25 protein-coding genes and 1 riboswitch are annotated in these 24073 nt (G+C 71.4%); of the genes, 18 read left to right on the top strand and 7 right to left on the bottom strand.

The window, feature by feature from the left end:
• Window positions 1–321: 321 nt before the first annotated feature.
• Together OG844_RS40705 and OG844_RS40700 are read left to right on the top strand one after the other, a co-directional pair.
• Entirely contained in the window at window positions 322–957 is a 636-nt protein-coding gene (locus OG844_RS40705; protein WP_406388336.1) for an ATP-dependent Clp protease proteolytic subunit, read from the top strand.
• 6 nt (window positions 958–963) lie between these two features.
• On the top strand, window positions 964–1272 hold the full coding sequence (locus OG844_RS40700; protein WP_406388337.1) for a hypothetical protein: 309 nt from the start codon (window positions 964–966) through the stop codon (window positions 1270–1272).
• A gap of 7 nt (window positions 1273–1279) precedes the next feature.
• Here OG844_RS40700 and OG844_RS40695 read toward each other — a convergent pair whose 3' ends face one another.
• Window positions 1280–1966, bottom strand: a complete 687-nt coding sequence (locus OG844_RS40695; protein ID WP_406388338.1) for a TetR/AcrR family transcriptional regulator — start codon at window positions 1964–1966, stop codon at window positions 1280–1282.
• Window positions 1967–2041: 75 nt separating this feature from the next.
• Here OG844_RS40695 and OG844_RS40690 point away from each other — a divergent pair, with 75 nt between their 5' ends.
• The 4 genes from OG844_RS40690 to OG844_RS40675 all read left to right on the top strand — a co-directional run bounded on the left by OG844_RS40690 (window position 2042) and on the right by OG844_RS40675 (window position 5167).
• A complete protein-coding gene (locus OG844_RS40690) occupies window positions 2042–2734 on the top strand; it encodes an NAD(P)-dependent oxidoreductase (protein WP_406388340.1) in 693 nt (230 codons plus the stop codon).
• Window positions 2731–3135, top strand: coding sequence for a pyridoxamine 5'-phosphate oxidase family protein (locus tag OG844_RS40685; protein WP_406388342.1), 405 nt, complete (start codon window positions 2731–2733; stop codon window positions 3133–3135). Before OG844_RS40690 ends, OG844_RS40685 begins: the two co-directional genes overlap by 4 nt.
• A gap of 32 nt (window positions 3136–3167) precedes the next feature.
• Complete coding sequence (locus OG844_RS40680) at window positions 3168–4040, top strand: haloalkane dehalogenase (RefSeq protein ID WP_406388343.1); 873 nt, start codon at window positions 3168–3170, stop codon at window positions 4038–4040.
• A 480-nt stretch (window positions 4041–4520) separates the two neighbouring features.
• A riboswitch (cyclic di-AMP (ydaO/yuaA leader) is annotated at window positions 4521–4694 on the top strand.
• A gap of 2 nt (window positions 4695–4696) precedes the next feature.
• On the top strand, window positions 4697–5167 hold the full coding sequence (locus tag OG844_RS40675) for a C40 family peptidase (RefSeq protein WP_406388345.1): 471 nt from the start codon (window positions 4697–4699) through the stop codon (window positions 5165–5167).
• Window positions 5168–5235: 68 nt separating this feature from the next.
• On the opposite strand, the gene OG844_RS40670 is transcribed toward OG844_RS40675, so the two are convergent.
• Complete coding sequence (locus OG844_RS40670; protein ID WP_406388346.1) at window positions 5236–5874, bottom strand: LysE family translocator; 639 nt, start codon at window positions 5872–5874, stop codon at window positions 5236–5238.
• A gap of 72 nt (window positions 5875–5946) precedes the next feature.
• Between OG844_RS40670 and OG844_RS40665 the strand changes: the two genes are divergently transcribed.
• Window positions 5947–6864, top strand: a complete 918-nt coding sequence (locus OG844_RS40665; RefSeq protein WP_406388348.1) for a LysR family transcriptional regulator — start codon at window positions 5947–5949, stop codon at window positions 6862–6864.
• A gap of 2 nt (window positions 6865–6866) precedes the next feature.
• Here the strand turns inward: OG844_RS40665 and OG844_RS40660 are convergent, their stop codons facing one another.
• The gene (locus OG844_RS40660; RefSeq protein WP_406388349.1) at window positions 6867–7298 is read right to left on the bottom strand and encodes an ATP-binding protein; all 432 of its coding nucleotides are present in this window, start codon (window positions 7296–7298) and stop codon (window positions 6867–6869) included.
• A 232-nt stretch (window positions 7299–7530) separates the two neighbouring features.
• On the opposite strand from OG844_RS40660, the gene OG844_RS40655 reads away from it, so the two are divergent.
• Window positions 7531–8388 (top strand): helix-turn-helix domain-containing protein, encoded by an 858-nt coding sequence (locus OG844_RS40655; RefSeq protein WP_406388350.1) that lies wholly within the window; start codon window positions 7531–7533, stop codon window positions 8386–8388.
• 31 nt (window positions 8389–8419) lie between these two features.
• Window positions 8420–8641 carry a DUF397 domain-containing protein gene (locus tag OG844_RS40650; protein WP_406388351.1) on the top strand — a complete coding sequence of 74 codons (222 nt, stop codon included), beginning with the start codon at window positions 8420–8422 and terminating at the stop codon, window positions 8639–8641.
• On the opposite strand, the gene OG844_RS40645 is transcribed toward OG844_RS40650, so the two are convergent.
• Window positions 8634–9782, bottom strand: coding sequence for an 8-amino-7-oxononanoate synthase (locus OG844_RS40645; RefSeq protein ID WP_406388352.1), 1149 nt, complete (start codon window positions 9780–9782; stop codon window positions 8634–8636). The genes OG844_RS40650 and OG844_RS40645 overlap by 8 nt on opposite strands.
• A gap of 143 nt (window positions 9783–9925) precedes the next feature.
• On the opposite strand from OG844_RS40645, the gene bioB reads away from it, so the two are divergent.
• The 4 genes from bioB to OG844_RS40625 all read left to right on the top strand — a co-directional run bounded on the left by bioB (window position 9926) and on the right by OG844_RS40625 (window position 13836).
• Window positions 9926–11089: a biotin synthase BioB gene (bioB, locus tag OG844_RS40640; RefSeq protein ID WP_406388353.1), complete on the top strand. Its 1164-nt coding sequence runs from the start codon at window positions 9926–9928 to the stop codon at window positions 11087–11089.
• Window positions 11082–12386 carry an adenosylmethionine--8-amino-7-oxononanoate transaminase gene (locus OG844_RS40635; protein ID WP_406388354.1) on the top strand — a complete coding sequence of 435 codons (1305 nt, stop codon included), beginning with the start codon at window positions 11082–11084 and terminating at the stop codon, window positions 12384–12386. The genes bioB and OG844_RS40635 overlap by 8 nt, the downstream gene beginning before the upstream one ends.
• 1 nt (window position 12387) lies before the next feature.
• A complete protein-coding gene (bioD, locus tag OG844_RS40630) occupies window positions 12388–13077 on the top strand; it encodes a dethiobiotin synthase (RefSeq protein WP_406388355.1) in 690 nt (229 codons plus the stop codon).
• Window positions 13078–13143: 66 nt separating this feature from the next.
• Window positions 13144–13836 carry a class I SAM-dependent methyltransferase gene (locus OG844_RS40625; protein ID WP_406388356.1) on the top strand — a complete coding sequence of 231 codons (693 nt, stop codon included), beginning with the start codon at window positions 13144–13146 and terminating at the stop codon, window positions 13834–13836.
• A 140-nt stretch (window positions 13837–13976) separates the two neighbouring features.
• Here the strand turns inward: OG844_RS40625 and OG844_RS40620 are convergent, their stop codons facing one another.
• Complete coding sequence (locus OG844_RS40620; RefSeq protein WP_329213409.1) at window positions 13977–14348, bottom strand: fic family toxin-antitoxin system, toxin component; 372 nt, start codon at window positions 14346–14348, stop codon at window positions 13977–13979.
• Window positions 14345–14572 (bottom strand): antitoxin, encoded by a 228-nt coding sequence (locus tag OG844_RS40615; RefSeq protein ID WP_329213408.1) that lies wholly within the window; start codon window positions 14570–14572, stop codon window positions 14345–14347. The genes OG844_RS40620 and OG844_RS40615 overlap by 4 nt, the downstream gene beginning before the upstream one ends.
• A 356-nt stretch (window positions 14573–14928) precedes the next feature.
• On the opposite strand from OG844_RS40615, the gene OG844_RS40610 reads away from it, so the two are divergent.
• Window positions 14929–16464: an amino acid permease gene (locus OG844_RS40610; RefSeq protein ID WP_406388357.1), complete on the top strand. Its 1536-nt coding sequence runs from the start codon at window positions 14929–14931 to the stop codon at window positions 16462–16464.
• 54 nt (window positions 16465–16518) lie between these two features.
• On the opposite strand, the gene OG844_RS40605 is transcribed toward OG844_RS40610, so the two are convergent.
• Entirely contained in the window at window positions 16519–17154 is a 636-nt protein-coding gene (locus tag OG844_RS40605; RefSeq protein ID WP_406388358.1) for a TetR/AcrR family transcriptional regulator, read from the bottom strand.
• A 181-nt stretch (window positions 17155–17335) separates the two neighbouring features.
• Between OG844_RS40605 and OG844_RS40600 the strand changes: the two genes are divergently transcribed.
• Genes OG844_RS40600 through atzF form a run of 4 tightly spaced genes read left to right on the top strand, consistent with a single transcriptional unit; the run spans window position 17336 to window position 24013 of the window.
• Complete coding sequence (locus OG844_RS40600; protein WP_406388359.1) at window positions 17336–18154, top strand: urea amidolyase associated protein UAAP1; 819 nt, start codon at window positions 17336–17338, stop codon at window positions 18152–18154.
• Complete coding sequence (locus tag OG844_RS40595) at window positions 18151–18780, top strand: urea amidolyase associated protein UAAP2 (RefSeq protein WP_406388360.1); 630 nt, start codon at window positions 18151–18153, stop codon at window positions 18778–18780. The genes OG844_RS40600 and OG844_RS40595 overlap by 4 nt, the downstream gene beginning before the upstream one ends.
• The gene (locus tag OG844_RS40590) at window positions 18777–22337 is read left to right on the top strand and encodes a 5-oxoprolinase/urea amidolyase family protein (RefSeq protein WP_406388361.1); all 3561 of its coding nucleotides are present in this window, start codon (window positions 18777–18779) and stop codon (window positions 22335–22337) included. The genes OG844_RS40595 and OG844_RS40590 overlap by 4 nt, the downstream gene beginning before the upstream one ends.
• Window positions 22334–24013 carry an allophanate hydrolase gene (atzF, locus tag OG844_RS40585; RefSeq protein ID WP_406388363.1) on the top strand — a complete coding sequence of 560 codons (1680 nt, stop codon included), beginning with the start codon at window positions 22334–22336 and terminating at the stop codon, window positions 24011–24013. The genes OG844_RS40590 and atzF overlap by 4 nt, the downstream gene beginning before the upstream one ends.
• The last annotated feature ends 60 nt before the right edge of the window (window positions 24014–24073 follow it).

Below are 24073 nucleotides of genomic sequence, written 5' to 3'. Positions count from 1 at the left end.
ACGGTGGTGGCATCACTCTCGGACATGGAACCGACCTTTCCTGTGGAGTCCCTACGCCCCCAGGTTCACCCGGCGTACGGCGGACAGCGGTGCCCTCCAGGAATGCTCAGCGTGTCGCCCACAGCCCCCTGTCGGCGTCGAGGTTGCACGAACGCGAGCCTCCTCGGCCCCCGATGTGATGGGTTATCAGGTTTCGTCCCTCGCCGAGAGCGAAACAGCCTCGGCCCTGTTGCTTCCCCCTGGACCCCTGAGCCATAGTTCCCATCGAAGCTTCTGTACGTCCTGTACATTTTTTACGGACTCGAAGGAAGAGGCAACGCCGTGCACCGTCCTGCCGCCCGCCATGTACTGCCCGAGTTCACCGAACGCACCGCGACCGGCACCCGGACTCTGGATCCGTACTCGAAGCTGCTCGCCGAGCGGATCGTCTTTCTCGGCACGCCCATCGACGACACCGCGGCCACCGACCTCATCGCGCAGTTCATGTACCTGGAGTACTCCGGGCCCGACCGGCCGGTCTCCCTCTACATCAACTCGCCCGGCGGCTCGTTCAACGCCATGGCTGCGGTCTACGACACCATGCAGTACCTGATCTGCGAGGTGGAGACCTTCTGCCTCGGCCAGGCGGGCTCCTACGCCGCCGCTCTGCTCGCAGCCGGCGCACCCGGCCGCCGACATGCCCTGCCCGGCGCCCGGGTAGTCATTCAGCAGCCGGCTCTCGACGAGCCGGTGCAGGGCCAGCCCTCCGACCTCGAGATCAAGGCGCGCGAGCTGATGCGTGAGCGAGAGTCGCTCACCGCGATGCTGGCCCGCCACACGGGGCGTTCCGCACAGGACATCGGCACCGACCTCGAGCGGGACACCATCCTCGACGCCCCGGCCGCCAAGGCGTACGGGCTGGTCGACCACATCACGGAGAACCGCACACCGCACCGGCCGCCACACCCCGCGAGGTGATCCCCGTTGCTCTCTCCCCAGCTTCCGCCGCTCCCCGCGCTGACCCGCGCCGAGGGAGAGTTCATCGACTGCTACCTGGAGGTGCTCGACCAGGTCGGCCGGATCAACCCCGCCCGCGGCAGCGACACCTACGCAGCGCTCCGGGCCGCCCAGGCGCTGGCCTCACGGGCGACCGCCCTGCGCGACGCCCTCGCGCTGATGCATGAGCGGGGCGAGTCCCAGATCCATGCGGGCACGCTGGCACGGGCGTTGAGGGTGCTGGACGGTGAGCGGCGCGCCGAGCGGGTCACCGTGCCTCCCGCTTCGGAGGGTTGACCGCTCCTCAGGCCGTCTCCCTTGCCGTGAAGTCGTCCTGACGCCGTTTCATGGCGTCTCCTCCGGCGGGAGGCGAGCCGCGACGGTCCGTTCCGGCCGCCGCCGTGCGCGACCTCGGGGCCAGCGCGGCGCGCAGTGCCGGCGTGAGGACGCGGCGGGTCTCGGACGGGGTGAGTGCGGCGGGGGTGGGAAGGGGGTTGAGGTAGCGCGTGTAGATGAGGCCGCCCAGAACCGTCACCACAGCCGTGGCGCGGGCGGTCGCGTCGCGTCCGCCGAGAAATTCAACAAGCCGGGCCAACAGCTCGCGTTCCAGGTATTCGCGGATCACCTCGGCCGCCTCCTCGCCCCGGATGGTGAGCTGCCGGAAGTCAGCGTCCTCCCACAGGTCCGTCACGGCGTCGATCAGACGGTCGGGGAGGGTTGCCGTATCGCCGCCGAGGACATCGTCCACCGCAAGCGCGTTGGCGCACTGGAACTGCATCACGTCCGCGAACAGGCCCTTCTTCGAGCCGAAGTGGTACGCGATCAGCGCCGGGTCGACGCCGGCGGCCCCGGCGACCGCGCGCAGGGTGGTGAGCCGGTAGCCGCGTTCCAGGAACAGTTCACGAGCCGCCGAGACGATCGACTCGCGGGTGGGCGGGTTGCCGCGGGGGCGGCCTCGGGTGCGGACGGAGGCGGGGGCGGCGTTATTCATCAGCGTTGAGCCTGCGTTTCGCGGTCGGCACAGTCAAGGGCGTTCCGGAAGCCACACCAAGGGATGGCCCACACCATGCGTATCGCAGTCTTCGGCGCCAACGGACCGACCGGGCGCCACCTCACCGAACAAGCCCTCGCGGCCGGCCACGAGGTCGTCGCCGTGACCCGCCGCCCGGGTTCCCTCCCCGCACGGCCGGGCCTCACCGTGGCAGTCGCCGATGCCACCGACCCGGAGGCCGTCGACGCCGTGATCGGCGGGACGGACGCCGTCCTCTCCGCGCTGGGCGCACGCTTCTCCAAAGAGAACATCACCACGTACTCGGCAAGCGCCACCGCCCTCACCCGGGCCATGGCCCGGCACGGTGTCGAACGGCTGCTCACCGTGAGCTCCAGCATCGCCGACCCCGACTGGCGGCCCACCGGCGCCCACTTCTTCAACCATGTGCTCGACCCGCTCGTCAACCGGCGCCTCGGCCGCACCCTGCACGAGGACATGCGCCGCATGGAGGCCGTGATCGGTCGTACCGACCTCGACTGGACGCTCGTCCGCCCCTCGGGCCTCTTCGAGCACCCCGCCGTCACCCGCTACCACACCGCCGAGACCAGCGCCGACGGCGTCTTCACCGCTCGTGCCGACCTCGCCGCGAGCATGCTGCGCGAGCTGGAGGAGCGGCGGTACGTCCGTACGGCCATGGGGGTCATCACCACTGCCGTGAGACCGAACATCGCCAAGCTGATCTGGAACGAGGGCGTGAAGAAGAGGTGAGCCGGGCGACTGCCGGACTGCCGGCCGCCGCAAGGGCGTTCCTCGCTCTGCCCCACACGGCCGCGCTGACCACCCTCCGCCCGGACGGGACACCGCACGCCACGCCCGTCCGCTTCACCTTCGACGCGTCCGCCGGTCTCGTCCGGGTGACCACCCGGGCGGGAGCCCGCAAGGCCCGGAACGTGGCGGCAGGTGGCGCTGCGGCCCGTGTCGCGCTCTGCCAGGCGGACGGCTTCCGCTGGCTCACTCTCGAAGGCCGGGCCGCCGTCACCGACGACCCCGCCCGCCTGGCCGAGGCCGTTCGCCGCTACACCGACCGCTACCGCACGGCCTCGCCCGCCCCGCCGGACCTGGTCGTCGTCGAGATGGCCGTCGACCGCGTCCAGAGCCTCAATCTCTGAATCTCCCGCACAGAAAGCGAAGTGACACCGCGATGCCCACCCTTCCCGTCCTCGATTCCGCCCTTCACTACCGCGAGTCCGGCGACCCCGACGGCCTGCCGTTCGTCTTCCTCCACGGCAACCCCACCTCCTCGCACCTGTGGCGGAACGTCCTGCCGGGCGTGGCCGCGCCCGGCCGCCGTCTCCTGGCCCCCGACCTCATCGGCATGGGCGACTCCGGCAAGCCCGACCTCGCCTATTCCTTCGACGACCACGCCCGCTACCTCGACGCCTGGTTCGACGCCCTCGGCCTTGCCGAGGCTGTCCTCGTCGGCCATGACTGGGGCGGAGCGCTCGCCTTCGACCGCGCAGCCCGCCTCCCGGACAGCGTGCGTGGCCTCGCCTTCACCGAGGCGATCATCAAACCGCTGGTCGGCGACGAATTCCCGTCGGCCGGAAGGGAGTTGTTTACTCTTCTGCGCACCCCGGGGGTGGGCGAGGAGATGATCCTGGAGAAGTCGCTGTTCATCGACGGGCTCCCGGGCACGCTCGCCACCCCACTGGATCCGGCCGATCTCGAGGTCTACCGCCGCCCCTTCCCGACCCCGCACAGCCGCCGCCCGATCCTGGCGTGGACGCGCATGATGCCGCTGGACTCCGAACCCGCCGACGTCGTGGCCCGCATCGAACGCTACGACGCCTGGCTGGCCGCCAGTCCCGAAGTCCCCAAGCTGCTCGCCTCGTTCGATCCCGGTCCGGGCGCGATGACCGACCAGGGGGCAGTCGCCTGGTGCGAGGAGAACATCGCGGGTCTGGAGGTCTCCCGCCACGGGCCGGCCGGCCACCACTCCCCGGAGGACCGCCCCGCGGACCTGGCCGGGGCGATCAACGTCTGGGCCGACCGCCACGGGCTGGCACGCCCGTAGACGTCCTCGAATTGCGGAAGGACGGTCACCGGCCCGTCTCCCGCCGAGGGGTGCACGCGCCTCGCTCACCGCCACCGTCGAACACCCGGGCTACGGAACCCTCGGCTGCCCCGAGCCGCCAGATCTTCGAACAGTTCCGTCAACGGCTGCACCGATGCCCCCGAAGCCGGACACGCCCGATGCGCAGATCAATTTTACTCACCCGTTCGGCGTAGACCATCCCCCTCACGGGGGACAGCTCAACTTGCGCAGTGCGCGCGGACACTGAGTGGAATTCACCGTTCCGCTGCTGGTACGAGGCCGGTCACACAGCGTCGCCTCAGCTTCGGTCCCGCCCCGTCCACCCGAACGGATCAGTCGTGATGACTCTCACAAAACAACCTTCACCGCGGAAATCCGGCAGCCCGTGAGTAAAGATCCCTGAGACGACAAGCCCCCGCCACCGCGACGGGGCGGTCCGGGCGGACGCCGAGTCCTGCCGCTGTCCGGATGCCTGGTCGACAGAAGTGGATCGGCAGGAGTGGAGGACCCGAGCACAACGGGTCGACGGGATATCCCTTCGACCCTCGGGGTGAAGCCGCCAAGTGCGGCCGGGCAACTTCGCCAGCCCGAACCCGACAGGTCATCCTTCACAGGCGGCTGACGAAGGGTTGCGCATGACTGCGCAGGTTCATGTCCCGTCTCTTTTCGCCCGGGTCGGTACGGCCTCGGTTCTCACATTCGCTGTAGGTACCACCATGCTCGCCCCCGGCCTCGTCAACGAGGCCGGGGCCGCTACCCACTCGACGAGGGCGCTCGACATCGCCGCCTCGAAGAAGGGAGCGCCCTACAGGCACGGCGCCAGCGGCCCCCACCGCTTCGACTGTTCGGGCCTCACGCTCTACGCGTTCAAGAAGGCGGGCAAGAAGCTCCCCCGCACGGCCCAGCAGCAGTACAACAAGACCCGCCACATCTCCTCGTCGCAACGGCGGCGCGGCGACCTGGTCTTCTTCCACGCGGGCCGGAGCGTCTACCACGTGGGCATCTACGCCGGCGGCGGCAAGATCTGGCACTCGCCGAAGACCGGGGCGGTGGTCCGGCTGGAACGGATCTGGTCGAAGAGCATCTGGTACGGGCGGGTCCGCTGACGGCTGCCCCCGGCTGACACCGCCGCCGGCCGTCCCTGCCAGCCCCGCAGGAGGCCGGTCCTGCCGAGTCAGTGCAGCAGGGGCCCGGTCACCAGCACGAGCCCCAGCGCGGTGAGCGCCGCGCCGCTGCCGCCCTCGATCGCGCGGGCGGTACGCGGCCGGCGCAGCCAACGGCCGAGGCGGTCCACCAGCAGGGCCACGGCCGGGAACCAGAGGAGGGCCAGCACCACGACCACGGCCGCCAGCAGCAGGGTTCTGGGAAGCGGCGGCTGCCCCTCGGGGACGAACTGGGGCAGCAGGCTGAGGAAGAGCACAGGCGCCTTCGGGTTCAGGGCGTTGGTCAGGAAGCCCTGGCGCAGTGCCCGTACCGGCCCCCGTTCGGTTGCGGGCGCCTCATCCGGTGCGGAGGCGCCCGCAACCGCCCGCCGCCGGACCGCGTACAGGGCGCTCACCCCCAGGTGGAGCACATAGGCGCCACCGAGCAGCTGCACGGTGCGGAACAGGACGGGCACCGCCACCAGCACCGCCGCGAGTCCGGCGACGGCCAGCGCGGTGTGCACGAGCAGCCCCCCGGCGACACCCACCGCCGCAGCCATCCCTGACCGGCGCGAGGCGAGGGCGTTGCGTACGACCACGGTGAAGTCCGCGCCGGGCAGGGCGACCATTCCCGCGGCGACCGGGACGAAGGCGAGAAGTTGTGCGTCCATGGGTACACCCTGACCCGGCCGGCCCTTTAGCGTGTACTTGCAATCTTCTGGGTCTGCCAAAAGGAATGCTTTATGTACGATCCGACGCGGCTGGCCGCACTGGTGGCGGTCGCCGAGGCCGGTTCGATCACGAAGGCGGCCGCGAGGCTCGGCTACACCGCGCCCGCCCTCTCCCAGCAGCTCGCGAAACTGGAGCGGGAGTCCGGGGCCGCGCTGCTGGTGCGCCACCATCGCGGGGCCCGCCTGACGGCTGCCGGTGAGCTACTGGCCGGGCGTGCCCGACGGGTCCTGGACGAGATGGACCAGGCGCGGCACGAGCTGGCCCGGCTCGCGGGGCTGTCGGGAGGGCGGCTGCGGGTCGGCACCTTCACCACGGCCGGTATTCATCTGCTGCCGCCGGTGCTCAGTGCGTTCCGCCGCGCCCACCCGGACGTGGAACTCACCGTGACGGACTACGAGCCGCCCGGCGGGGTCGCAGCCGTGGCCGCGGGCGACGTGGATCTGGCGCTGACCCATGCGTACGAACCGGCTGTCGCCGATCCGCTGCCCTCCGGGGTGTACGCCGAGCCTCTGCTGGTCGAGGAGCTCGTACTGATCACAGCCGTGGGGCAGGCGCTGTCCGAGGGCAGCGGCCGGCTCCCGGTGACCGAGCTGGCGGGCCGTCCGCTGATCAGCAGCGCACCCGCGCATCCACCCCGACAGGGGGTGGAGCGCGCGCTGGCCGACGCCGGGGCGACGCCGGCCGTGGTGTGCGAGTCCCCCGGCTACGCGCTGGTGTGCGCACTGGTCAGCGCGGGTGTAGGCGTGGCGGTGGTGCCCGAGATGGTCGCGTCGATGTCTCCGACGCCACTCGCCGTGCGGCGCCTCGACCCCTCCGCCTTCCGCCGGACGATCTCCGTGGTGCACCGCGGTGACCGGTCGACGGCCGCGGCCGCGACACTCAGGGCTCTGCTGCGCAGCGGCTTCGGCCGCGCCACGGGGGCGCGGTGACGTCAGGCCTGAGCGGGCACGACCCAGGGAAGCGCGATCGACACGGTCTTGCCGCCGTCCGGGGTGGGGCTGACGCTCAGCCGGCCGCCGCATTCCTTGGCGAGGGCCCTGATGATCACCATCCCGCGGCCGTTGTCCTGCTGGACTGCGGCGGGTAGCCGTTGGGGCCAGCGGGGGTGACTGTCCGTCACTCCCAGATAGAGTTCGACGTCCCGGTCGAGGCGGAGGTCCACCGTGAAGGTGGGCGACTGCCCGAAGGTGTGCTGGACGGCGTTGGTGGCGAGCTCCGAGACGATCAGCCGGATCGTGTCGGCGGCGTCGGTCCCGTCGGGGAGGCCCCAGCCGGCGAGAACGCCGGCCACGTACCTCCGTGCCCGGGAGACCGAGACCGGGTCGCTCGGCAGAGTGGCGGTTGCTTCTTGATGGTCTGCCATGGCGACGCCGTCCCTTTCCCGCCCTGACCGACCTGCGATCGGCCTGGATTGTGCTTCGCGCCAGATTGCCACTGATGCCGCCCTCTGTAACGGCAATCCATCAAGATATGCATATATCTGTCGCCCAATACGGTGAACTCTGCCCCGGAAGCCGTATACGGGCGCAACACTGGCCCCCTTCCGAGCCGGACCCGGTACGGGCCGGCTCCCCGCAGAGCGGAAGGAGGCCGGCATGCGGCACGGCCCAGCGGTACGCCGACGCAAGCTCGGGGAGGAGCTGCGGAGTCTGCGCCACACCACGGGACTCACCAGCCGGGAGGCAGCCCGTCTGCTGGGCTGGCACCAGTCGAAGGTGAGCCGGATCGAGACGGGTGCGAGCGGAGTGACTCCGGGCGATGTGACCCGGTTGCTGGACGCCTACGACGTGGACGACGTTCACCTCCGGTCCCTCCTGGAGGTGCTCGCGGGCTCGGCGGGCGGTGGGGGCACAGGGTGGTGGCATGCCTACCGGGGCCTCATCCCACCCCAGTACCGCGACTTCATCAGCCTGGAGTCCCAGGCGGGAGCCGCCCGCACGCTGGAGACCTCGGTGGTCCCGGGGCTGCTCCAGACCGCGGGCTACGCACGGGCGGTGACCCGGTCCTCGCTGGACGGGCTGCCGCCCGGACAGCTGGACTCCCTGGTGGAGGTCCGGCTCGCCCGCCAAGGGGTGCTGTACGCGCAGCGCCCGCTGGAGTTGAGCGTCGTGCTCGACGAAGCCGTGCTGCGGCGCGGAGTCGGCGGCCCCCAGGTGATGAGGGAGCAGCTGGACCATCTGGCCCACGCAGCTCAACTACCGCACGTGCAACTGCAGTTACTGCCTTTCGAGGCCGGCAGCTATATCGGCCTCACGGGACCTTTCGTTATCTTCTCCTTCCCGAACATTTCTGATCTGGATGTGGTCGTTCTTGACCATTTGACGAGTAGTCTCTATCTGGAGCGGAGAGAAGACCTCGAGGCGTACAGCTCGGCCTTCCGCACGATGCAGGCTCACGCGCTGTCGCCGGAGCGATCGCTGGACCTCATCGCCGCAGTCAGCCGCGGCGACTGACCGGACCTACAGACTGCCCGAGGGGGGCACGATGTCCGACCGTCTCGCACAGCACCGTCTCGAAGCGCACGCACCGCGGTGGCGCCGCAGCAGCCGCAGCACCGGGATGAACAACTGCGTGGAAGCTGCCCGGCTCGGCGCTGGGCAGCTCGCCGTACGCGACTCCAAGGACGTGGACCTGCCGCCGCTGCGCTTCTCGGCGACGGCCTGGACCTCCTTCGTCGGCGGGCTGGGTGACCGCCGGGTCAGCTGACCCCGGAGGGTGCCGATGCCACGATCGTGGCCACCGCGGTCGCGATCTGCTCACGGCTGAGGTCGGCCCGTGCGGTCAGCCGCAGCCTGGAGATCCCGTCCGGTACCGACGGGGGCCGGAAGCACCCGACCGCGAGACCGGCCGTGCGGCAGTCCGCCGCCCAGCGCACCGCCGCCTCCGCGGACGGCGCGCGGACGGAGACGACCGCCGCGTCGGGGCGCACCGCTGTCAGACCTGCCGCGGTCAGCCGGCCGTACAGGTCGCCGGCGACCTCCCGGGCCCTGGCCGCCCGTTCCGGTTCGCGGCGGAGCAGCCGCAGAGCACCCAGGGCCGAGCCTGCCGCCGCCGGCGCGAGACCGGTGTCGAAGATGAACGTGCGGGCCGTGTTGACCAGATGGTCGATGACACGGGCGGGGCCGAGGACCGCTCCACCCTGACTGCCCAGGGATTTGGAGAGGGTGAGCGTGGCGACGACACCTTCGCCGCCGGCCAGCCCGGCGGCGGCGAGCGCTCCACGCCCGCCCTCGCCCAGCACGCCCAGGCCGTGCGCGTCGTCCACGAGGAGTGCCGCGCCCTCGGCGCGGCAGACAGTGGCGAGCTCCGCCAGCGGCGCGGCATCGCCGTCCACCGAGAAGACGGAGTCCGAGACGGCCAGCGCACGTCCGTCGTGCGCCTGGAGCGCCTTGCGCACGGCGTCGGGGTCCGCGTGCGGCACGACCGCCGTGGCGGCCCGCGAGAGCCTGCACCCGTCGACGATCGAGGCGTGGTTGCCCGCGTCGGACACGATCAGCGAGCCGTGTCCGGTCAGTGCGGTGAGAGCGGCGAGGTTGGCCGCATAGCCGGACGAGAGCACCAGGGCGGCTTCGAACCCGCAGAAGTCCGCGAGCGCGCGTTCGAGTTCGGCGTGCAGCGCGGTGGACCCGGTGACCAGCCGTGAGCCCGTGGCGCCGGCCCCCCAGCGCCGGGCCGCGTCCGCCGCCGCGGCGGTGACTTCGGGGTGCCGGGTGAGGCCGAGATAGTCGTTGCTCGCGAGGTCCAGCAGTTCCGCTTCGGCGGGCCGGGGGCGCAGGGTCCGGACGAGTCCGGCGGCGGCACGGCGACGGGCCTCGTCATCGATCCAGTCGAACGGGGCGAAGGGCATGGGAGGGTCCCTTTTGTAGGCAGCTCACAGACCCTAGCCCGGTGCGCAGCAGGTCAGGATGTGGCAATACACACACCCTTGGCCGCCTCTCCTGTCCGGTTCCTCCTTGGCCGGAGGCCGTGCCGTACGTAAGGATCAGGTCCATGGACCTGCTGAACACGCTGGTGGACAAGGGGCTGCGGCGCGAACTGCCGACCCGTGAAGAAGCGCTCGCCGTACTGGCGACCTCCGACGACGAACTGCTCGACGTGGTGGCCGCGGCCGGAAAGGTGCGCCGCCAGTGGTTCGGGCGGCGCGTGAAACTGAACTATCTGGTCAACCTCAAGTCCGGGCTCTGCCCCGAGGACTGCTCGTACTGCTCGCAGCGGCTCGGCTCCAAGGCGGAGATCCTCAAGTACACCTGGCTGAAGCCGGACGAGGCGACGAAGGCCGCGACCGCCGGGGTCGCCGGTGGCGCGAAGCGCGTGTGCCTGGTGGCGAGCGGCCGAGGGCCGACGGACCGGGACGTCGACCGGGTGTCGAAGACCATCGAGGCGATCAAGGAGCAGCACGAGGACGTCGAGGTGTGCGCCTGCCTCGGTCTGCTGTCCGAGGGGCAGGCGGACCGTCTCAGGTCCGCGGGAGCCGATGCGTACAACCACAATCTCAACACCTCGGAGGGGACGTACGGGGACATCACGACGACCCACACGTACGCCGACCGGGTGGATACCGTGCAGCAGGCCCAGGCCGCGGGCCTTTCGGCGTGCTCCGGGCTGATCGCGGGCATGGGCGAGACCGACGCCGACCTGGTGGACGTCGTCTTCTCGCTGCGCGAGCTGAACCCGGACTCGGTGCCGGTGAACTTCCTGATTCCGATGGAGGGGACCCCGCTCGCCAAGGACTGGCACCTCACCCCTCAGCGGTGCCTGCGCATTCTGGCGATGGTCCGTTTCGTCTGCCCGGACGTCGAGGTACGTCTCGCCGGCGGGCGCGAGGTCCATCTGCGCTCGATGCAGCCGCTCGCCCTGAACCTGGTCAACTCGATCTTCCTGGGCGACTATCTGACCAGTGAGGGCCAGGCGGGCCAGACCGACCTCGACATGATCGCGGACGCCGGTTTCGAGGTGGAGGGTGCGGGCACGACGACGCTTCCCGAGCACCGCGCCCAGGTGGGCGGCGGCTGTGGTTCGCACGACGGCGGCTGCGCACCCTGCGGTGACGCTCCCGAGGCGGCCGCGGAGGACGCCGAGGTCCCTGCGGCACGGACGGATCTGGTGGCGGTCCGACGCCGCGGTGCCGGGACGGACCTCGCGCCCAATGCGTGAACCGCTCGCGCCCGGACGGCTGCGCGCCCTGGACCGGGCCCACGTCTGGCACCCCTACGGTCCGATGCCGGGCCGTCAGGAGCCGCTGGTCGTGGAGTCCGCGTCCGGTGTGCGGCTCCGGCTCGCGGAACCCGCCGAAGGGCACCGCGAGCTGGTGGACGGCATGTCCTCGTGGTGGTCGGCGGTGCACGGCTACAACCATCCGGTTCTCAACGAGGCCGCACGCGGCCAGCTGGACCGGATGAGCCATGTGATGTTCGGCGGGCTCACCCACGAGCCCGCCGTCCGGCTCGCCACCCGGCTGGTGGAGATCACTCCGGAACCGCTGCAACACGTCTTCCTCGCCGACTCCGGATCGGTTTCGGTCGAGGTCGCGGTGAAGATGTGCCTGCAGTACTGGCGCTCGGCCGGGCAGCCCGCCAAACACCGGCTGCTGACATGGCGCGGGGGCTACCACGGGGACACCTGGCAGCCGATGTCGGTGTGCGATCCCGAGGGCGGGATGCACGAACTGTGGTCGGGGGCCCTCCCGCGCCAGATCTTCGCGGACGCTCCGCCGGACGGCTTCGACGCCGAGCCGGACGACGCCTACGTGCGTCATCTGCGGGAGATCGTCGCGGACCACGCCGACGAACTGGCGGCGGTGATCGTGGAACCGGTGGTACAGGGTGCCGGCGGCATGCGGTTCCACTCGCCCGCGTACCTGCGGGTGCTCCGCGAGGCGTGCGACGAGAACGACGTACTCCTCGTGTTCGACGAGATCGCGACGGGATTCGGCCGCACGGGGCAGCTGTTCGCAGCCGGGCACGCCGGGGTCTCCCCCGATGTCATGTGTGTCGGCAAGGCTCTGACCGGCGGCTATCTGACGCTGGCCGCCACGCTGTGCACCTCACGTGTGGCGGAGGGCATCTCGAGCGGAGATGTGCCGGTGCTGGCGCACGGGCCGACGTTCATGGGCAATCCGCTCGCCGCGTCAGTGGCCTCGGCCTCCATCGATCTGCTGCTGGGCCAGGACTGGGAGCAGGAGGTGAAGCGGATCGGCGCAGGGCTGCGGCACGGGCTCGCGGAGGCCTCCGGTCTGCCTGGTGTCCGGGACGTACGGGTGCTGGGCGCGATCGGAGTGGTACAGCTCGATCACGAGGTGGACATGACGGCCGCGACACGCGCCGCGGTCCGCGAGGGCGTCTGGCTGCGGCCGTTCCGCGACCTCGTGTACACCATGCCGCCCTATGTGACGGGCGACGACGATGTGGCACGGATCTGCCGGGCCGTGTGCGCGGCAGCGCGGGAAGGGTGACATGACGATTCTGGTGGTGTCGGGTACGGGCACCGAGATCGGCAAGACGGTCGTGACAGCCGCGGTGGCCGCGGCCTTCCGGGGCCGCCGGGTCGCGGTTCTCAAGCCCGCCCAGACCGGGCTGGCGCCCGGCGAGCCGGGGGACGCCGCCGAGGTGGCACGGCTCGCGGGCGCCCATGTGACCGCGGTCGAACTGGCACGTTTCCCGGAGCCGCTGGCCCCTGCGACGGCCGCGCGCCGTGCCGGAATGGCACCGGTGCGTCCGTACGAAGTGGCCGAAGCCGCCCAGAAACTGGCGACGGAGCACGATCTGGTGCTCGTCGAGGGTGCGGGCGGACTGCTGGTCCGGTTCGACGACGAGGGTGCCACCCTCGCGGACGCCGCACGACTGATGGGAGCGCCCGTGCTGGTCGTGGCACCCGCGGGCCTGGGGACCCTGAACGCCACGGCGCTCACGGCCGAGGCACTGCGGGCGCGTGGCATCGAGTGCCTCGGCGTGGTGGTGGGCAGCATGCCGCCCGAACCGGATCTGGCCGCCCGCTGCAATCTCGACGACCTTCCGGTCGTGGCGGGCGCCCCGCTGCTCGGCGCGGTCCCGGCCGGGGCGGGATTTCTGCCTCCGGCCGACTTCCGTGCGCGGGCCGCGAGTTGGCTGGCACCGGAGCTCGGCGGGAACGGGTTCGGCCGTTGAGCGGCTGAGCGGGCCCGCACGGGGGAGAATCGAGGTAGCCGTACCTGTCCCTCGAGGAGGTCCGTCATGCCGAGGTCCGTCACGCACCTGCGCAACACGAAGATTCCAGGGGATGCGGTGCACCACCCGGTCTTCGCCCGGTTCTACGCCTGGATGAGCGTGACCGCCGATCTGAAGGGCGGCATCGCCGCCCACCGGGAGGAGCTCCTGTCCGGGCTCTCGGGCCGGGTGATCGAGATCGGCGCGGGCAACGGACTCAATTTCGCGCACTACCCCGGGTCCGTCTCCGAGGTGGTGGCGATCGAACCCGAGCGCAGCCTGCGTCAACTGGCGGCCCGCGCCGGCCTGCGTGCGGAGGTCCCGGTCGATGTGGTGCCGGGCACGGCCGAGGCCCTGCCGGTCAAGAGCGAGGCCTTCGACGCGGCCGTGGCCTCGCTCGTCCTGTGCACCGTCCGGGATCTGCCCCGGGCCCTCGGTGAGATCAAGCGGGTGCTGCGGCCGGGCGGTGAACTGCGCTTCTTCGAGCACACGCTGGCGTCAGGCCGGGCGCTGTCGACCGCTCAGCGCGCGGTGGACCGCACCGTCTGGCCGCTGCTCTTCGGGGGCTGTCACACGGCGCGGGACACCCTCGCGGCGATCGAGGCTGCCGGCTTCGAGCTGGGGACGTACCGCAGGCTGCGGATCCCGGAACGGGGTGTGCAGCTGCCGTCCTCACCCTGCGTGCTCGGGGTCGCCCGGCGCCCCATGGTCGTGGACTGAGGCACCCGGCGCGCGGCCGTGGACCCAGGCACGGGGCCGTGGACCCAGGCGCGCCGCCACGGGGACTCAGGCACACAGCCCCGCACTCGGACGCGCGGCCGTGGACTCAGGTACGCGGCGCGTGGGAGCAGCCTGCCCGGTCACAGGGTCCACTGGCGCAGTTCGTCCGCGATGGCCCGGACATCCGCCTTGCCCTCCTTCACCAGCAGGGCCAGGTCGCGGACCTGTTCGGGCGACGTGATGACCTTCAGGCCCGACGCGACGAGGTAGCCGTACGCGACCGCGGACGCGAACATCGCGTTGGAGTGCTCCAGAGCCGGTACGTGGAGAAGCAGTTGCAGCAGGGCTGCGGCCCGGGAGTGCGGATCGCTGTAGACGGGACTGCCGAAGATCTCCGCCTCGTGCCGGCCGACCGCGGCGACGAGCGCACCCCAGTCGACGACCTGTGGATCACCGGGTGTCTTGTGCTCGGCGACCATGAGCAGCCAGGAAAGGTCGATCTGGAGGTTCAACGGCTGCCTTTGCGCTCCGTGCCGAACTCCTCGGCGAACACCGACTCGTACTGCTTCATGAAGTCGGCCGCGGCCTCGACGAAGGTGTGTCCCACCTCGCCCGCATCCTGTTTGACGAGCTCCTCTATGTAGCGGTTCACGCTCATCCCCCGCTGCAGCGCGCGCTGGCGCGCTGCTTCGGCGGTGGCCTCGTCCACTCGAACGTTCAGCTGAGTCTTGGGCACACCATCACGCTAGCGTGCCTGCGCTAGCACCGGCAAGAGGAACCGGCGCGTGCCCCGTGCACCGGTGACCGCCGCACACAGGACGCACGACCGCGCACCGTCCGGCGGGACGCCGGTGAGCTGGGAATACGCCGCCGCGCCTCCCCCATCACGTCGCACGCACCCGAGTGCTGGACACCTGCGGGCTGCGGGCGCGCCCCGTGGCGGAGTGAGCGCTTCGGCTCCGTGCGGACACGACCGCGTCATCCGGCGGAAACACCCTCTCCCTAATTTCTATCGTCCGACAGGAATACGGCTTCGGCCGACTGCCCCGCGCTCCCGGAACCGTCCGCCCTCCCCTGAGAGCAGGTCCAGCCATGGCCGCCACCGCCCCCGCCGACCTACGTCCCGACCCGCCCGTACCCCCGGCCCCGGAAGCCGGCTCCTCCCTCCAGGAGTTCGGCTACCGACAGGAACTGCACCGCAGCCTCGGCCGGTACGCCTCCTTCGCCGCCGGATTCTCGTTCATCTCCGTCCTGACGACGGTCTTCCAGTTCTTCGCGGTCGGCTACGCCTTCGGCGGTCCGGTCTTCTTCTGGACCTGGCCGGCCGTGCTGGCCGGACAGCTGCTGGTCGCCGCGTGTTTCGCCGAACTCGCCGCCCGCTACCCGATTTCGGGTGCGATCTACCAGTGGTCGTCCCGGCTCAGCAATCTCACCTTCGGCTGGTTCGCAGGCTGGATCATGGTCATCGGTCAGGTCGTGGTGGTGGCCGCGGCGGCCCTGGCTCTCCAGATGGTGATGCCCCCGATCTGGTCCGGTTTCCAGATCCTCGGCGGCGACCCGGCACCGCTGTCGCGGACCGGGGCGGCCAACGCGGCGGTCCTCGGGACTATTCTGCTGGCCCTCACGACGCTGGTGAACGTCATCGACAACCGCGTGATGTCGGTGGTCAACCGGATCGGGGTCACGGCCGAGATCATCGGTGCCGTCCTGATCGTGGTACTGCTTCTGACGCACTCCGAGCGCAGTCCGGGCATCACCTTTCACACAAGCGGCGCGGAGACGGGTGTGTTCGGCGCCCTGCTGGTGGGTTCGTTCACGGCCGCGTACGTGATGATCGGCTTCGACAGCGCCGGGGAGATGAGCGAGGAGACCCGCGATCCCCTCCGGACCGCCCCGCGCACGATCCTGTCCGCGCTCGGCGCGGCGGGCCTGCTCGGCGGGCTCCTGGTCCTGGGCGGGCTGCTGGCCGCGCCGAGTCTCACGGACGGGAACCTCGCGACCGACGGCATGAGCTACGTCCTGACCAGCAGTCTGGGTGACGGCCTGGGCAGGGTTCTGCTGGCCGATGTGGTGGTCGCCGTCGTGGTGGCGACGCTGGCGGTCCAGACCGCGGCGTGCCGGATGCTGTTCTCGATGGCACGTGACGGGCAGTTGCCCTGTTCCGGCCTGCTGTCCAAGGTCAACCGGCGGACCGGGATGCCGACCGCACCCGCACTGGTCGTCGGGGTGCTCGCCGCGGTCCTGCTGCTCCTCAACTTCTCCTCGCCGGACGCGTTCCTGGCCATCGGCACCACGTGCATCGTGATGCTGTACCTCGCGTACTCGATGGTGACGGGCCCGCTCCTGGTCCGCCGGCTGCGCGGCACGTACAGCTCCCGCACCGATGCCCTGGACGAGGCGGGCAAGCCGCTGTTCTCACTGGGGCGCTGGGGCCTGCCGGTCAATGTTCTCGCCCTGCTCTACGGCCTGTTCATGACGGTCAACCTGGCCTGGCCCCGGGCGGAGGTCTACGACCCGGCGGGCGGTCACTGGTACTTCCAGTGGTTCACGGTCCTGTTCCTGACCGGCACGGTCGCCCTGGGCGCCGCGTACCGCACGTACCGGAGGCGAGCGGTTTCCACCCGCTGACCCGTCGGCCCCGGATACCGGCAGAACCGCCGGTGCCCGGGGCCGCCGCGTGGCCTACCCGTCGCGCCGCGACCCGGCGATGCGCAGCGCCGCGTCCGCCGTCGCGGCGGCGAACACGTCGGCCGACCGCTCCGGGTCCGAGCGGTGCACCAGGATCACGCCTTCGATCAGGCCGAAGACCAGATCGGTGCGCAGCGCCAGCTCCCCCTCGTCGAGGTCCGCGCACGCCTCCGTGTCGGCCAGCAACTCCCCGTACGCGTCCTTGAGCTCGGTCCGGACGCGATGGAATCCGGCGAACCGTTCCGCCCGCACCTCGGGCAGCACGTACAGCGCGCCCAGATTGTGCGGGCCCGCGCACAGCAGTGCCACATCCGAGCGGCACAGCTCCCACAGCCGGTCCTCCGCACTCGTCGCGTCATCGGCGAGCAGTCGCCGTGCCACCGCCAACGACGGGGTGACCGTGGACTCGAGGAGCTCCGCGAGCAGGTCCTCCTTGCCCGCGACGTAGTGATACATCGTCGCCTGGCGCATGCCTGCCCGTTCCGCGACGGCCCGGGTGGTGGTCGCCGAGTAGCCGCGGCTGGTGAACAGCTCGGCGGCCGCGCTCAGCAGTTCGTCTCGCGCGGACAGACCGCTGTCGGGCCGCTGCTGGGCGCGCGGGCGACCGACCTTTCTTCCGGTGGGAGGCATGAGGCCGATCGTCGCACATCCCGGGCTGCGGGGATCTTGGTGAGCAGTCGGTAACGCACCCGCAACGGACGGGCAACGAACCCGAATCCCGGGCGACTTAATTTCTGTCGAGCGACAGAAACTGGCGCGGGGCCCCGCAGCGAGCCGCGCACTGATGCCACCGCCGACCGGAGGTCCAGCCATGGCGACAGCGACAACACACGGAGCGCGGGAGCACGCCCGCTCCCAACACATCACCCGTACCCGTGACATGCCGGTGGTCCCCGCGGCCGACTGGCCGGCCGGCCTGCCGGGCGAGCCCGTGTGGGCCGAGACCGTCGCGGGAGGCAACTACACACACCGCGTCCTCGCCCGCGGTACGGAACTGCGCCTCACGGACCTCGACGGTGACGCCTGCGCCCATGTGCTCCTGTACGCCGACGGCCGCCCGTGGGAGCGGCTGAACACCGCCGACACGGTCAAGGTCCAGTGGAACGCCTATCTCGGCGCGGACCGGCTGCTCCTGTCCGACCAGGGGCGTGTCCTCGCTTCGGTGATCGCCGACTCCTCGGGCCGGCACGACGCGTTGTGCGGTACGTCAACCCTCCTGCGCAACACCGCGCGGTACGGGGACGGCACTCCGCAGTCCGCCTCCCCCGCCGGGCGTGAACTGCTGAAGCTCGCCGCCGCCAAGAACGGCCTCGAGCCCCGGGATCTGCCGCCCTCCCTCTCCTTCTTCCAGGGCGTGCAGATACGGGAGGACGGTGCCCTGGACTTCACCGGCTCGGCGGGAGCGGGCACGGCCGTGACGCTGCGCGCCGAGCAGGACCTGACGGTGCTCGTCGCGAACGTCCCGCATCCGCTGGACCCCCGCCCGGCGTACACCTGCACCTCGCTGGAGGTGCTCGCCTGGCGTGCCCGGCCGACGCGGCCCGGCGACCCGCTCTGGGACGCATCGCCCGAGGGGCGCGGGGCCTTCCTCAACACGAACGACTTCCTCACCGCCAGGGGGCGAGCATGACCGACACGACCACCACCGCCACGATCCCCGCACGGGCCGCGTGGTCCGCCGTGGTCCGCGCCGGCGAACACCTCACTCTCACCGACCTGCACGGCAATCAGGCCGTCGACTTCCTCGTGTACGACGCCCGGGACACCGCCGTCCGCTACAGCGCGCCGGACACCCTCCACGCGCAGGGCAACATCTTCCTCACCACCGGCAGCGTGCTGATGTCGAACGAGCACACCCCGCTCATGACGGTCACCGAGGACACCTGCGGCCGGCACGACACCGTCGGCGGCGCGTGCTCCAAGGAGTCCAACACGCTGCGCTACGGACACCACACCTGGTCGCAGCACGCCTGCGTGGACAACTTCCTCGCGGAGGGCGCCCGGCACGGGCTCGGCAAACGGGATCTCGTCTCCAACATCAACTGGTACATGAACGTGCCCGTCGAGAAGGACGGCACGCTCGGCATCGTGGACGGCATCTCGGCGCCCGGCCTGAAGGTCACCCTCCGCGCCGAGACGGACGTCCTGGTCCTGGTCTCCAACTGCCCCCAGATCAACAACCCGTGCAACGGCTTCGACCCGACAGCCGTCGAGGCCACCATCACCGCTCCCGCCGCAACGGGGGCCGCGCGATGACCTTCGACACCCTCCTGATCGCCAACCGCGGCGAGATCGCCGTCCGGATCATCAGGACGGCCCGCGAACTGGGCCTGCGTACCGTCGCGGTGTTCTCCGACGCCGATCGCTCCGCACCCCACGTCCGGCTCGCCGACGAGGCGGTGCGCCTCGGCCCCGCGCCGGCCAAGGAGTCGTACCTCGACGCCGATCTGGTCCTCAAGGCCGCCAAGGACACCGGCGCGGGCGCCATCCACCCGGGCTACGGATTCCTGTCCGAGGACGCGGAGTTCGCCCGGCGTTGCGAGGACGCCGGAATCGTCTTCGTCGGTCCGACCGCCGATCAGCTTGAACTGTTCGGCGCCAAGCACACCGCCCGCGCGGCGGCCGAGGAGGCGGGTGTCCCCCTGGCGCCCGGCACCGGGCTGCTCCCCGACCTGCCCGCGGCCCTCACCGCGGCGGAGCGCATCGGCTACCCGGTGATGCTCAAGGCCACCGGAGGAGGCGGCGGAATCGGTCTGTCGGCCTGCCGGTCCGCCGAGGAGCTGACCGACGCATGGGAGCGCGTGCAGCGCGTCGCCGCCGCGTCCTTCTCCTCGGCGGGGGTCTTCCTGGAGCGGCTCGTCGAGCACGCGCGGCATGTGGAGGTGCAGGTCTTCGGCGACGGCCGGGGCCGCGTGGTCACCTTCGGCGACCGCGACTGCTCGCTCCAGCGCCGCAACCAGAAGGTCCTGGAGGAGGCCCCCGCCCCGGGCCTCCCGGATGCCGTCCGCAGCCGACTGGCCGCGTCGGCACGCGAGTTGTGCGCCTCGGTCGGCTACCGATCGGCGGGCACGGTGGAGTTCGTGTACGACGCCGCCCGCGAGGAGGCGTACTTCCTGGAGGTCAACACCCGTCTCCAGGTCGAACACCCCGTCACCGAGGAGATCTTCGGTGTCGACCTCGTCGCCTGGATGCTGCGCCTGGCGCAGGGCGACACCGACGTCGTGCGGGAACCGTCGGAGCCGCGCGGCCACGCGGTCGAGGCACGCGTGTACGCGGAGGACCCGACGCGCGACCACCGTCCGGGCGCCGGCCTGCTGACCCGCGTCGCGTTCCCCGAGGCCGAGGGCATCCGTGTGGACACCTGGATCGAGACGGGTACGGAGGTGACGACCTCGTACGACCCGATGCTGGCCAAGGTCATCGCGTACGGCACCGACCGTGCCCACGCGCTCACCCGGCTGGACGAGGCCCTGGCCGCGACCCGGGTGGACGGCATCGAGACCAATCTGGGATTGGTGCGGGCAGCCCTGGCCGACGACCGGTTCCGGGGCGCCGCACACTCGACCGCCACCCTGGCCACGGTCACGGACCCGACCCCCCGCATCGAGGTGGTGGCCGGCGGCACTCTCACCACCGTGCAGGACTGGCCCGGTCGCACGGGCTACTGGCAGGTGGGCGTACCGCCTTCGGGCCCCATGGACGACCTCTCCTTCCGGCTCGGCAACACCGCTCTGGACAACGCCCCGGGCGCACCCGGCCTCGAATGCACGCTCCAGGGCCCGACTCTGCGCTTCACCCGTGCGACGACGGTGTGTGTCACGGGTGCACCCGCCCCCGTGACGCTCGACGGCGCGCCGGTCGGGCAGTGGGAGCCCCTGACCGTCCCGGCCGGCGCCACCCTCGCCGTCGGCACCCCGGCCGCGCACGGACTGCGGACCTACATCCTGTTCGCGGGTGGCGGCCTGGACGTCCCCGACTTCCTGGGCAGCGCCGCCACGTTCACGCTCGGCGGCTTCGGCGGCCACGGCGGGCGGGCCCTGCGCACCGGCGACGTCCTGCACGGCGGGAGCGGCGCGGCCGGCGCGACCGACGGGAGCGGCGCGGCCGCGGGCGTCGCCGTCCCGGAGAGTGCACGTCCGCACTTCGGCTCCGTGTGGCGAATCGGAGCGGCCGAAGGCCCCCACGCAGCGCCCGAGTTCTTCACCGAGGAGGACATCCACGACTTCTACGCGGCCGACTGGAAGGTCCACTTCAACTCGGCCAGGACCGGTGTGCGCCTGGTCGGTCCCAAGCCGCGCTGGGCCCGCACCGACGGCGGCGAGGCGGGCCTGCACCCGTCCAACATCCATGACACCCCCTACTCCGTGGGCGCCGTCGACTACACCGGCGACATGCCGGTGCTCCTCGGTCCCGACGGGCCCTCGCTGGGCGGGTTCGTCTGCCCGGCGACGGTGGTGACGGGCGAACGCTGGAAGCTGGGGCAGCTGCGCCCCGGCGACACCGTCCGCTTCCGGCCGGTGACGATCACCGGTGCGCCGCGCCCCGCGATCGTCGACGGCGGCATCCTGTTCCAGGACGGCACCCTCACCTACCGCCGCAGCGGCGACGACAACGTCCTGGTCGAGTACGGGCCGATGCAGCTGGACCTGGCGCTGCGGATGCGCGTCCACGCGCTGATGGAGGCGCTGACGGCGCAGGCCGTCCCCGGCATCACCGGCCTCACGCCCGGTATCCGCTCGCTCCAGATCCAGACCGACCCCTCGGTCCTTCCGCAGGAACGGCTCCTGGAGCTGCTCCACCGCACCGAGGCGGCCCTCCCGCCGACCGACGCCCTCGTCGTACGGTCCAGGACCGTGCATCTGCCGTTGTCCTGGGACGACCCGGCGACCCGGGAAGCCATCGCGCGCTACACGGCGGGGGTACGGGACGACGCCCCCTGGTGCCCGTGGAACATCGAGTTCATCCGCCGGGTCAACGGCCTGGACTCCGTGGACGAGGTCTACCGCACGGTCTTCGACGCCGAGTACCTGGTGATGGGGCTCGGTGACGTCTACCTGGGCGCGCCCGTCGCCACCCCGCTGGACCCGCGCCACCGGCTGGTCACCACGAAGTACAACCCGGCCCGCACCTGGACGGCCGAGAACTCGGTCGGCATCGGCGGCGCGTACCTGTGCATCTACGGGATGGAGGGCCCCGGCGGCTACCAGTTCGTGGGCCGAACGACCCAGGTGTGGTCGGGCTGGCAGCAGCGCGGTGCCTTCGAGCCGGGTTCGCCCTGGCTGTTGCGCTTCTTCGACCGCATCAAGTGGTATCCGGTGGAGGCGGACGAACTCCTCGAACTCCGCGCGGACATCGCGTCCGGGCGCTTCGTACCGCGCATCGAGGAAGGCGAGTTCTCGCTGGCGCGGTACCGGGCGTTCCTCGACTCGAACGCCGAGTCGATCGCCGCGTTCCGCACCCGGCAGGGCACCGCGTTCGGCGCCGAGCGTGACGCCTGGGAGGAGGCCGGCGAGTTCACCAGGGCCGAGGCGGCAACCGCCCCGGCCGAGGTGCCCGCGGAGATCGAGGTACCTGAGGGGGGCCGACTGCTGGAAGCCGAGTTCGCCGCATCCGTCTGGCAGGTGAATGTGGCCGCGGGGGACACGGTCACGGCGGGTCAGCCGCTGCTCGCGCTGGAGGCGATGAAGATGGAATCCCGCGTCCATGCCCCGATGGACGGCACGGTCGTCCGGATCCTCACCAAGCCCGGCGCCCAGGTGGAGTCGGGAACACCGCTGCTCGTCCTGTCCCGCCGACCCGAGGTGGCACCATGACCGACCCCAGCCCCGTTCTCCGGCGGGTTCGTGCGGCCCACGCGCGTGTCCGGGCGGTCGACCGGCCCGAGATCTGGATCGACCTGCGTCCGCTGGCCGATCTGGAGGAGGAGGCCCGCGCTCTGGACGCCCGCGTCGCCGCGGGCGAACACCTTCCGCTGTCGGGCCGTCTGCTGGCGGTGAAGGGCAATATCGACGTGGCCGGCCTGCCGACCACGGCCGGCTGCCCCTCGTACGCGTACGAGCCCGCCGCCGACGCCCCCGCCGTGGCCCGTCTGCGCGCGTCCGGTGCGCTGGTGATCGGAACGACGAACCTCGACCAGTTCGCCACCGGTCTGGTCGGGACCCGCTCCCCGTACGGTGCGGTGCGCAACGCCGTCGACCCTTCCCGCGTGAGCGGCGGTTCAAGCTCCGGGTCGGCGGTCGCGGTGGCCCTGGGCATCGCCGACCTGGCACTCGGCACGGACACCGCGGGCTCGGGGCGCGTTCCCGCGGCGTTCAACGGCATCGTCGGTGTGAAGCCGACCCGAGGTCTCGTCCCGACCGAGGGGGTGGTGCCGGCCTGCGCGAGCCTGGACTGCGTCACGGTGTTCGCCCGTACGCTCCCCGAGGCGGAGCAGGCACTGGGCCTGATGAGCACTCCCGCACCGCGCGCCGTCCCTCCCCGGGCACCGGGTCCCTGGCGCGTCGCCGTTCCTCCCGTCCAGCAGCTGGGGGCGCTCGACCCCGGCTGGGCAGAGGCGTACGAGGCCGCCGTCGAGCGGCTCCGCGCGGCGGGTGCCGAGATCAGACCGCTCGACCTCACCCCGTTCACCGAGGCGGCCGCCCTTCTGTACCAGGGGGCGTTCGTGGCCGAGCGCTACACCGCCGTGGGGGACTTCATCGACGGCACTCCCGCGCCCACGGATCTCGACCCCACGGTGGCAGCGATCATTTCCGCGGCCCGCGACATCCCCGCGCACCGCCTCTTCGCCGACCGGGACCGCCTGGCCCGTCTCCGTACAGCGGCCCTGAGCGCGCTGGGCGACTCCGACGCCCTCCTGCTCCCCACCGCGCCCGGGCACCCCACCCTCGCCGAAGTGGCCGCCGACCCCGTCGGCGCGAACACCCGACTGGGACGGTTCACCAACTCCACCAACCTGTTCGACCTGTGCGCGCTCGCCGTGCCCGCGGGCGACGTCGCGGAACTGCCCTTCGGGGTCATGCTGATCGGCCCGGCCGACACCGACGAACGGCTGCCCCGGATCGCGGCGCTCCTGACCCCACCCGTACAGCTCGCCGTGGTCGGCGCCCATCTGACGGGCCAGCCGCTCAACTCACAGCTCCTCGCGCTGGGCGCCCGGCTGATCCGTACGACGAGGACAGCGCCCTCCTACAGACTGCACGCGCTGCGCACGACTCCCGCAAAGCCGGGCCTGGAACGGGTCGCCGAGGACGGCGCATCCGTCGAGACGGAGATCTGGGAGTTGCCCCCGGAAGGGCTGGGGACACTGACGGCACAGCTCCCGCACCCTATGACGCTGGGCCGGATCGACCTCGCCGACGGCACCACGGCCCCTGGATTCCTCTGTGAGCCGTATGCGCTGCACGGGGCCGCGGACATCACGGCCCACGGTGGCTGGTGCGCGTACCGCACTGCGGGAACCGGCGGGGGCGGGCACGCGGCCGCACCGTGACCACGCCGTTCCTGGGCGAGGAAATGGCTCGCAGAACAGGTCGGTGCTCTGCTTGGTTGG

It is taken from the genome of Streptomyces sp. NBC_00887, assembly GCF_045207585.1.
The sequence above is the reverse complement of the archived record's forward strand: the minus strand, read 5'-3'. Positions and strand labels throughout refer to the sequence as shown.

Excerpts from the sequence above, each read along its gene's own strand:
- OG844_RS40635 (WP_406388354.1), top strand. The coding sequence starts at position 11,082 with ATGCGTGAACCGCTCGCGCCCGGACGGCTGCGCGCCCTGGACCGGGCC.
- OG844_RS40665 (WP_406388348.1), top strand. The coding sequence starts at position 5,947 with ATGTACGATCCGACGCGGCTGGCCGCACTGGTGGCGGTCGCCGAGGCC.
- OG844_RS40605 (WP_406388358.1), bottom strand. The coding sequence starts at position 17,154 with ATGCCTCCCACCGGAAGAAAGGTCGGTCGCCCGCGCGCCCAGCAGCGG.
- OG844_RS40680 (WP_406388343.1), top strand. The coding sequence starts at position 3,168 with ATGCCCACCCTTCCCGTCCTCGATTCCGCCCTTCACTACCGCGAGTCC.
- OG844_RS40650 (WP_406388351.1), top strand. The coding sequence starts at position 8,420 with ATGTCCGACCGTCTCGCACAGCACCGTCTCGAAGCGCACGCACCGCGG.
- OG844_RS40660 (WP_406388349.1), bottom strand. The coding sequence starts at position 7,298 with ATGGCAGACCATCAAGAAGCAACCGCCACTCTGCCGAGCGACCCGGTC.
- OG844_RS40590 (WP_406388361.1), top strand. The coding sequence starts at position 18,777 with ATGACCTTCGACACCCTCCTGATCGCCAACCGCGGCGAGATCGCCGTC.
- OG844_RS40675 (WP_406388345.1), top strand. The coding sequence starts at position 4,697 with ATGACTGCGCAGGTTCATGTCCCGTCTCTTTTCGCCCGGGTCGGTACG.
- OG844_RS40625 (WP_406388356.1), top strand. The coding sequence starts at position 13,144 with ATGCCGAGGTCCGTCACGCACCTGCGCAACACGAAGATTCCAGGGGAT.
- OG844_RS40690 (WP_406388340.1), top strand. The coding sequence starts at position 2,042 with ATGCGTATCGCAGTCTTCGGCGCCAACGGACCGACCGGGCGCCACCTC.
- bioD (WP_406388355.1), top strand. The coding sequence starts at position 12,388 with ATGACGATTCTGGTGGTGTCGGGTACGGGCACCGAGATCGGCAAGACG.
- OG844_RS40655 (WP_406388350.1), top strand. The coding sequence starts at position 7,531 with ATGCGGCACGGCCCAGCGGTACGCCGACGCAAGCTCGGGGAGGAGCTG.
- OG844_RS40645 (WP_406388352.1), bottom strand. The coding sequence starts at position 9,782 with ATGCCCTTCGCCCCGTTCGACTGGATCGATGACGAGGCCCGTCGCCGT.
- OG844_RS40610 (WP_406388357.1), top strand. The coding sequence starts at position 14,929 with ATGGCCGCCACCGCCCCCGCCGACCTACGTCCCGACCCGCCCGTACCC.
- bioB (WP_406388353.1), top strand. The coding sequence starts at position 9,926 with ATGGACCTGCTGAACACGCTGGTGGACAAGGGGCTGCGGCGCGAACTG.
- OG844_RS40600 (WP_406388359.1), top strand. The coding sequence starts at position 17,336 with ATGGCGACAGCGACAACACACGGAGCGCGGGAGCACGCCCGCTCCCAA.
- OG844_RS40670 (WP_406388346.1), bottom strand. The coding sequence starts at position 5,874 with ATGGACGCACAACTTCTCGCCTTCGTCCCGGTCGCCGCGGGAATGGTC.
- OG844_RS40695 (WP_406388338.1), bottom strand. The coding sequence starts at position 1,966 with ATGAATAACGCCGCCCCCGCCTCCGTCCGCACCCGAGGCCGCCCCCGC.
- OG844_RS40595 (WP_406388360.1), top strand. The coding sequence starts at position 18,151 with ATGACCGACACGACCACCACCGCCACGATCCCCGCACGGGCCGCGTGG.
- atzF (WP_406388363.1), top strand. The coding sequence starts at position 22,334 with ATGACCGACCCCAGCCCCGTTCTCCGGCGGGTTCGTGCGGCCCACGCG.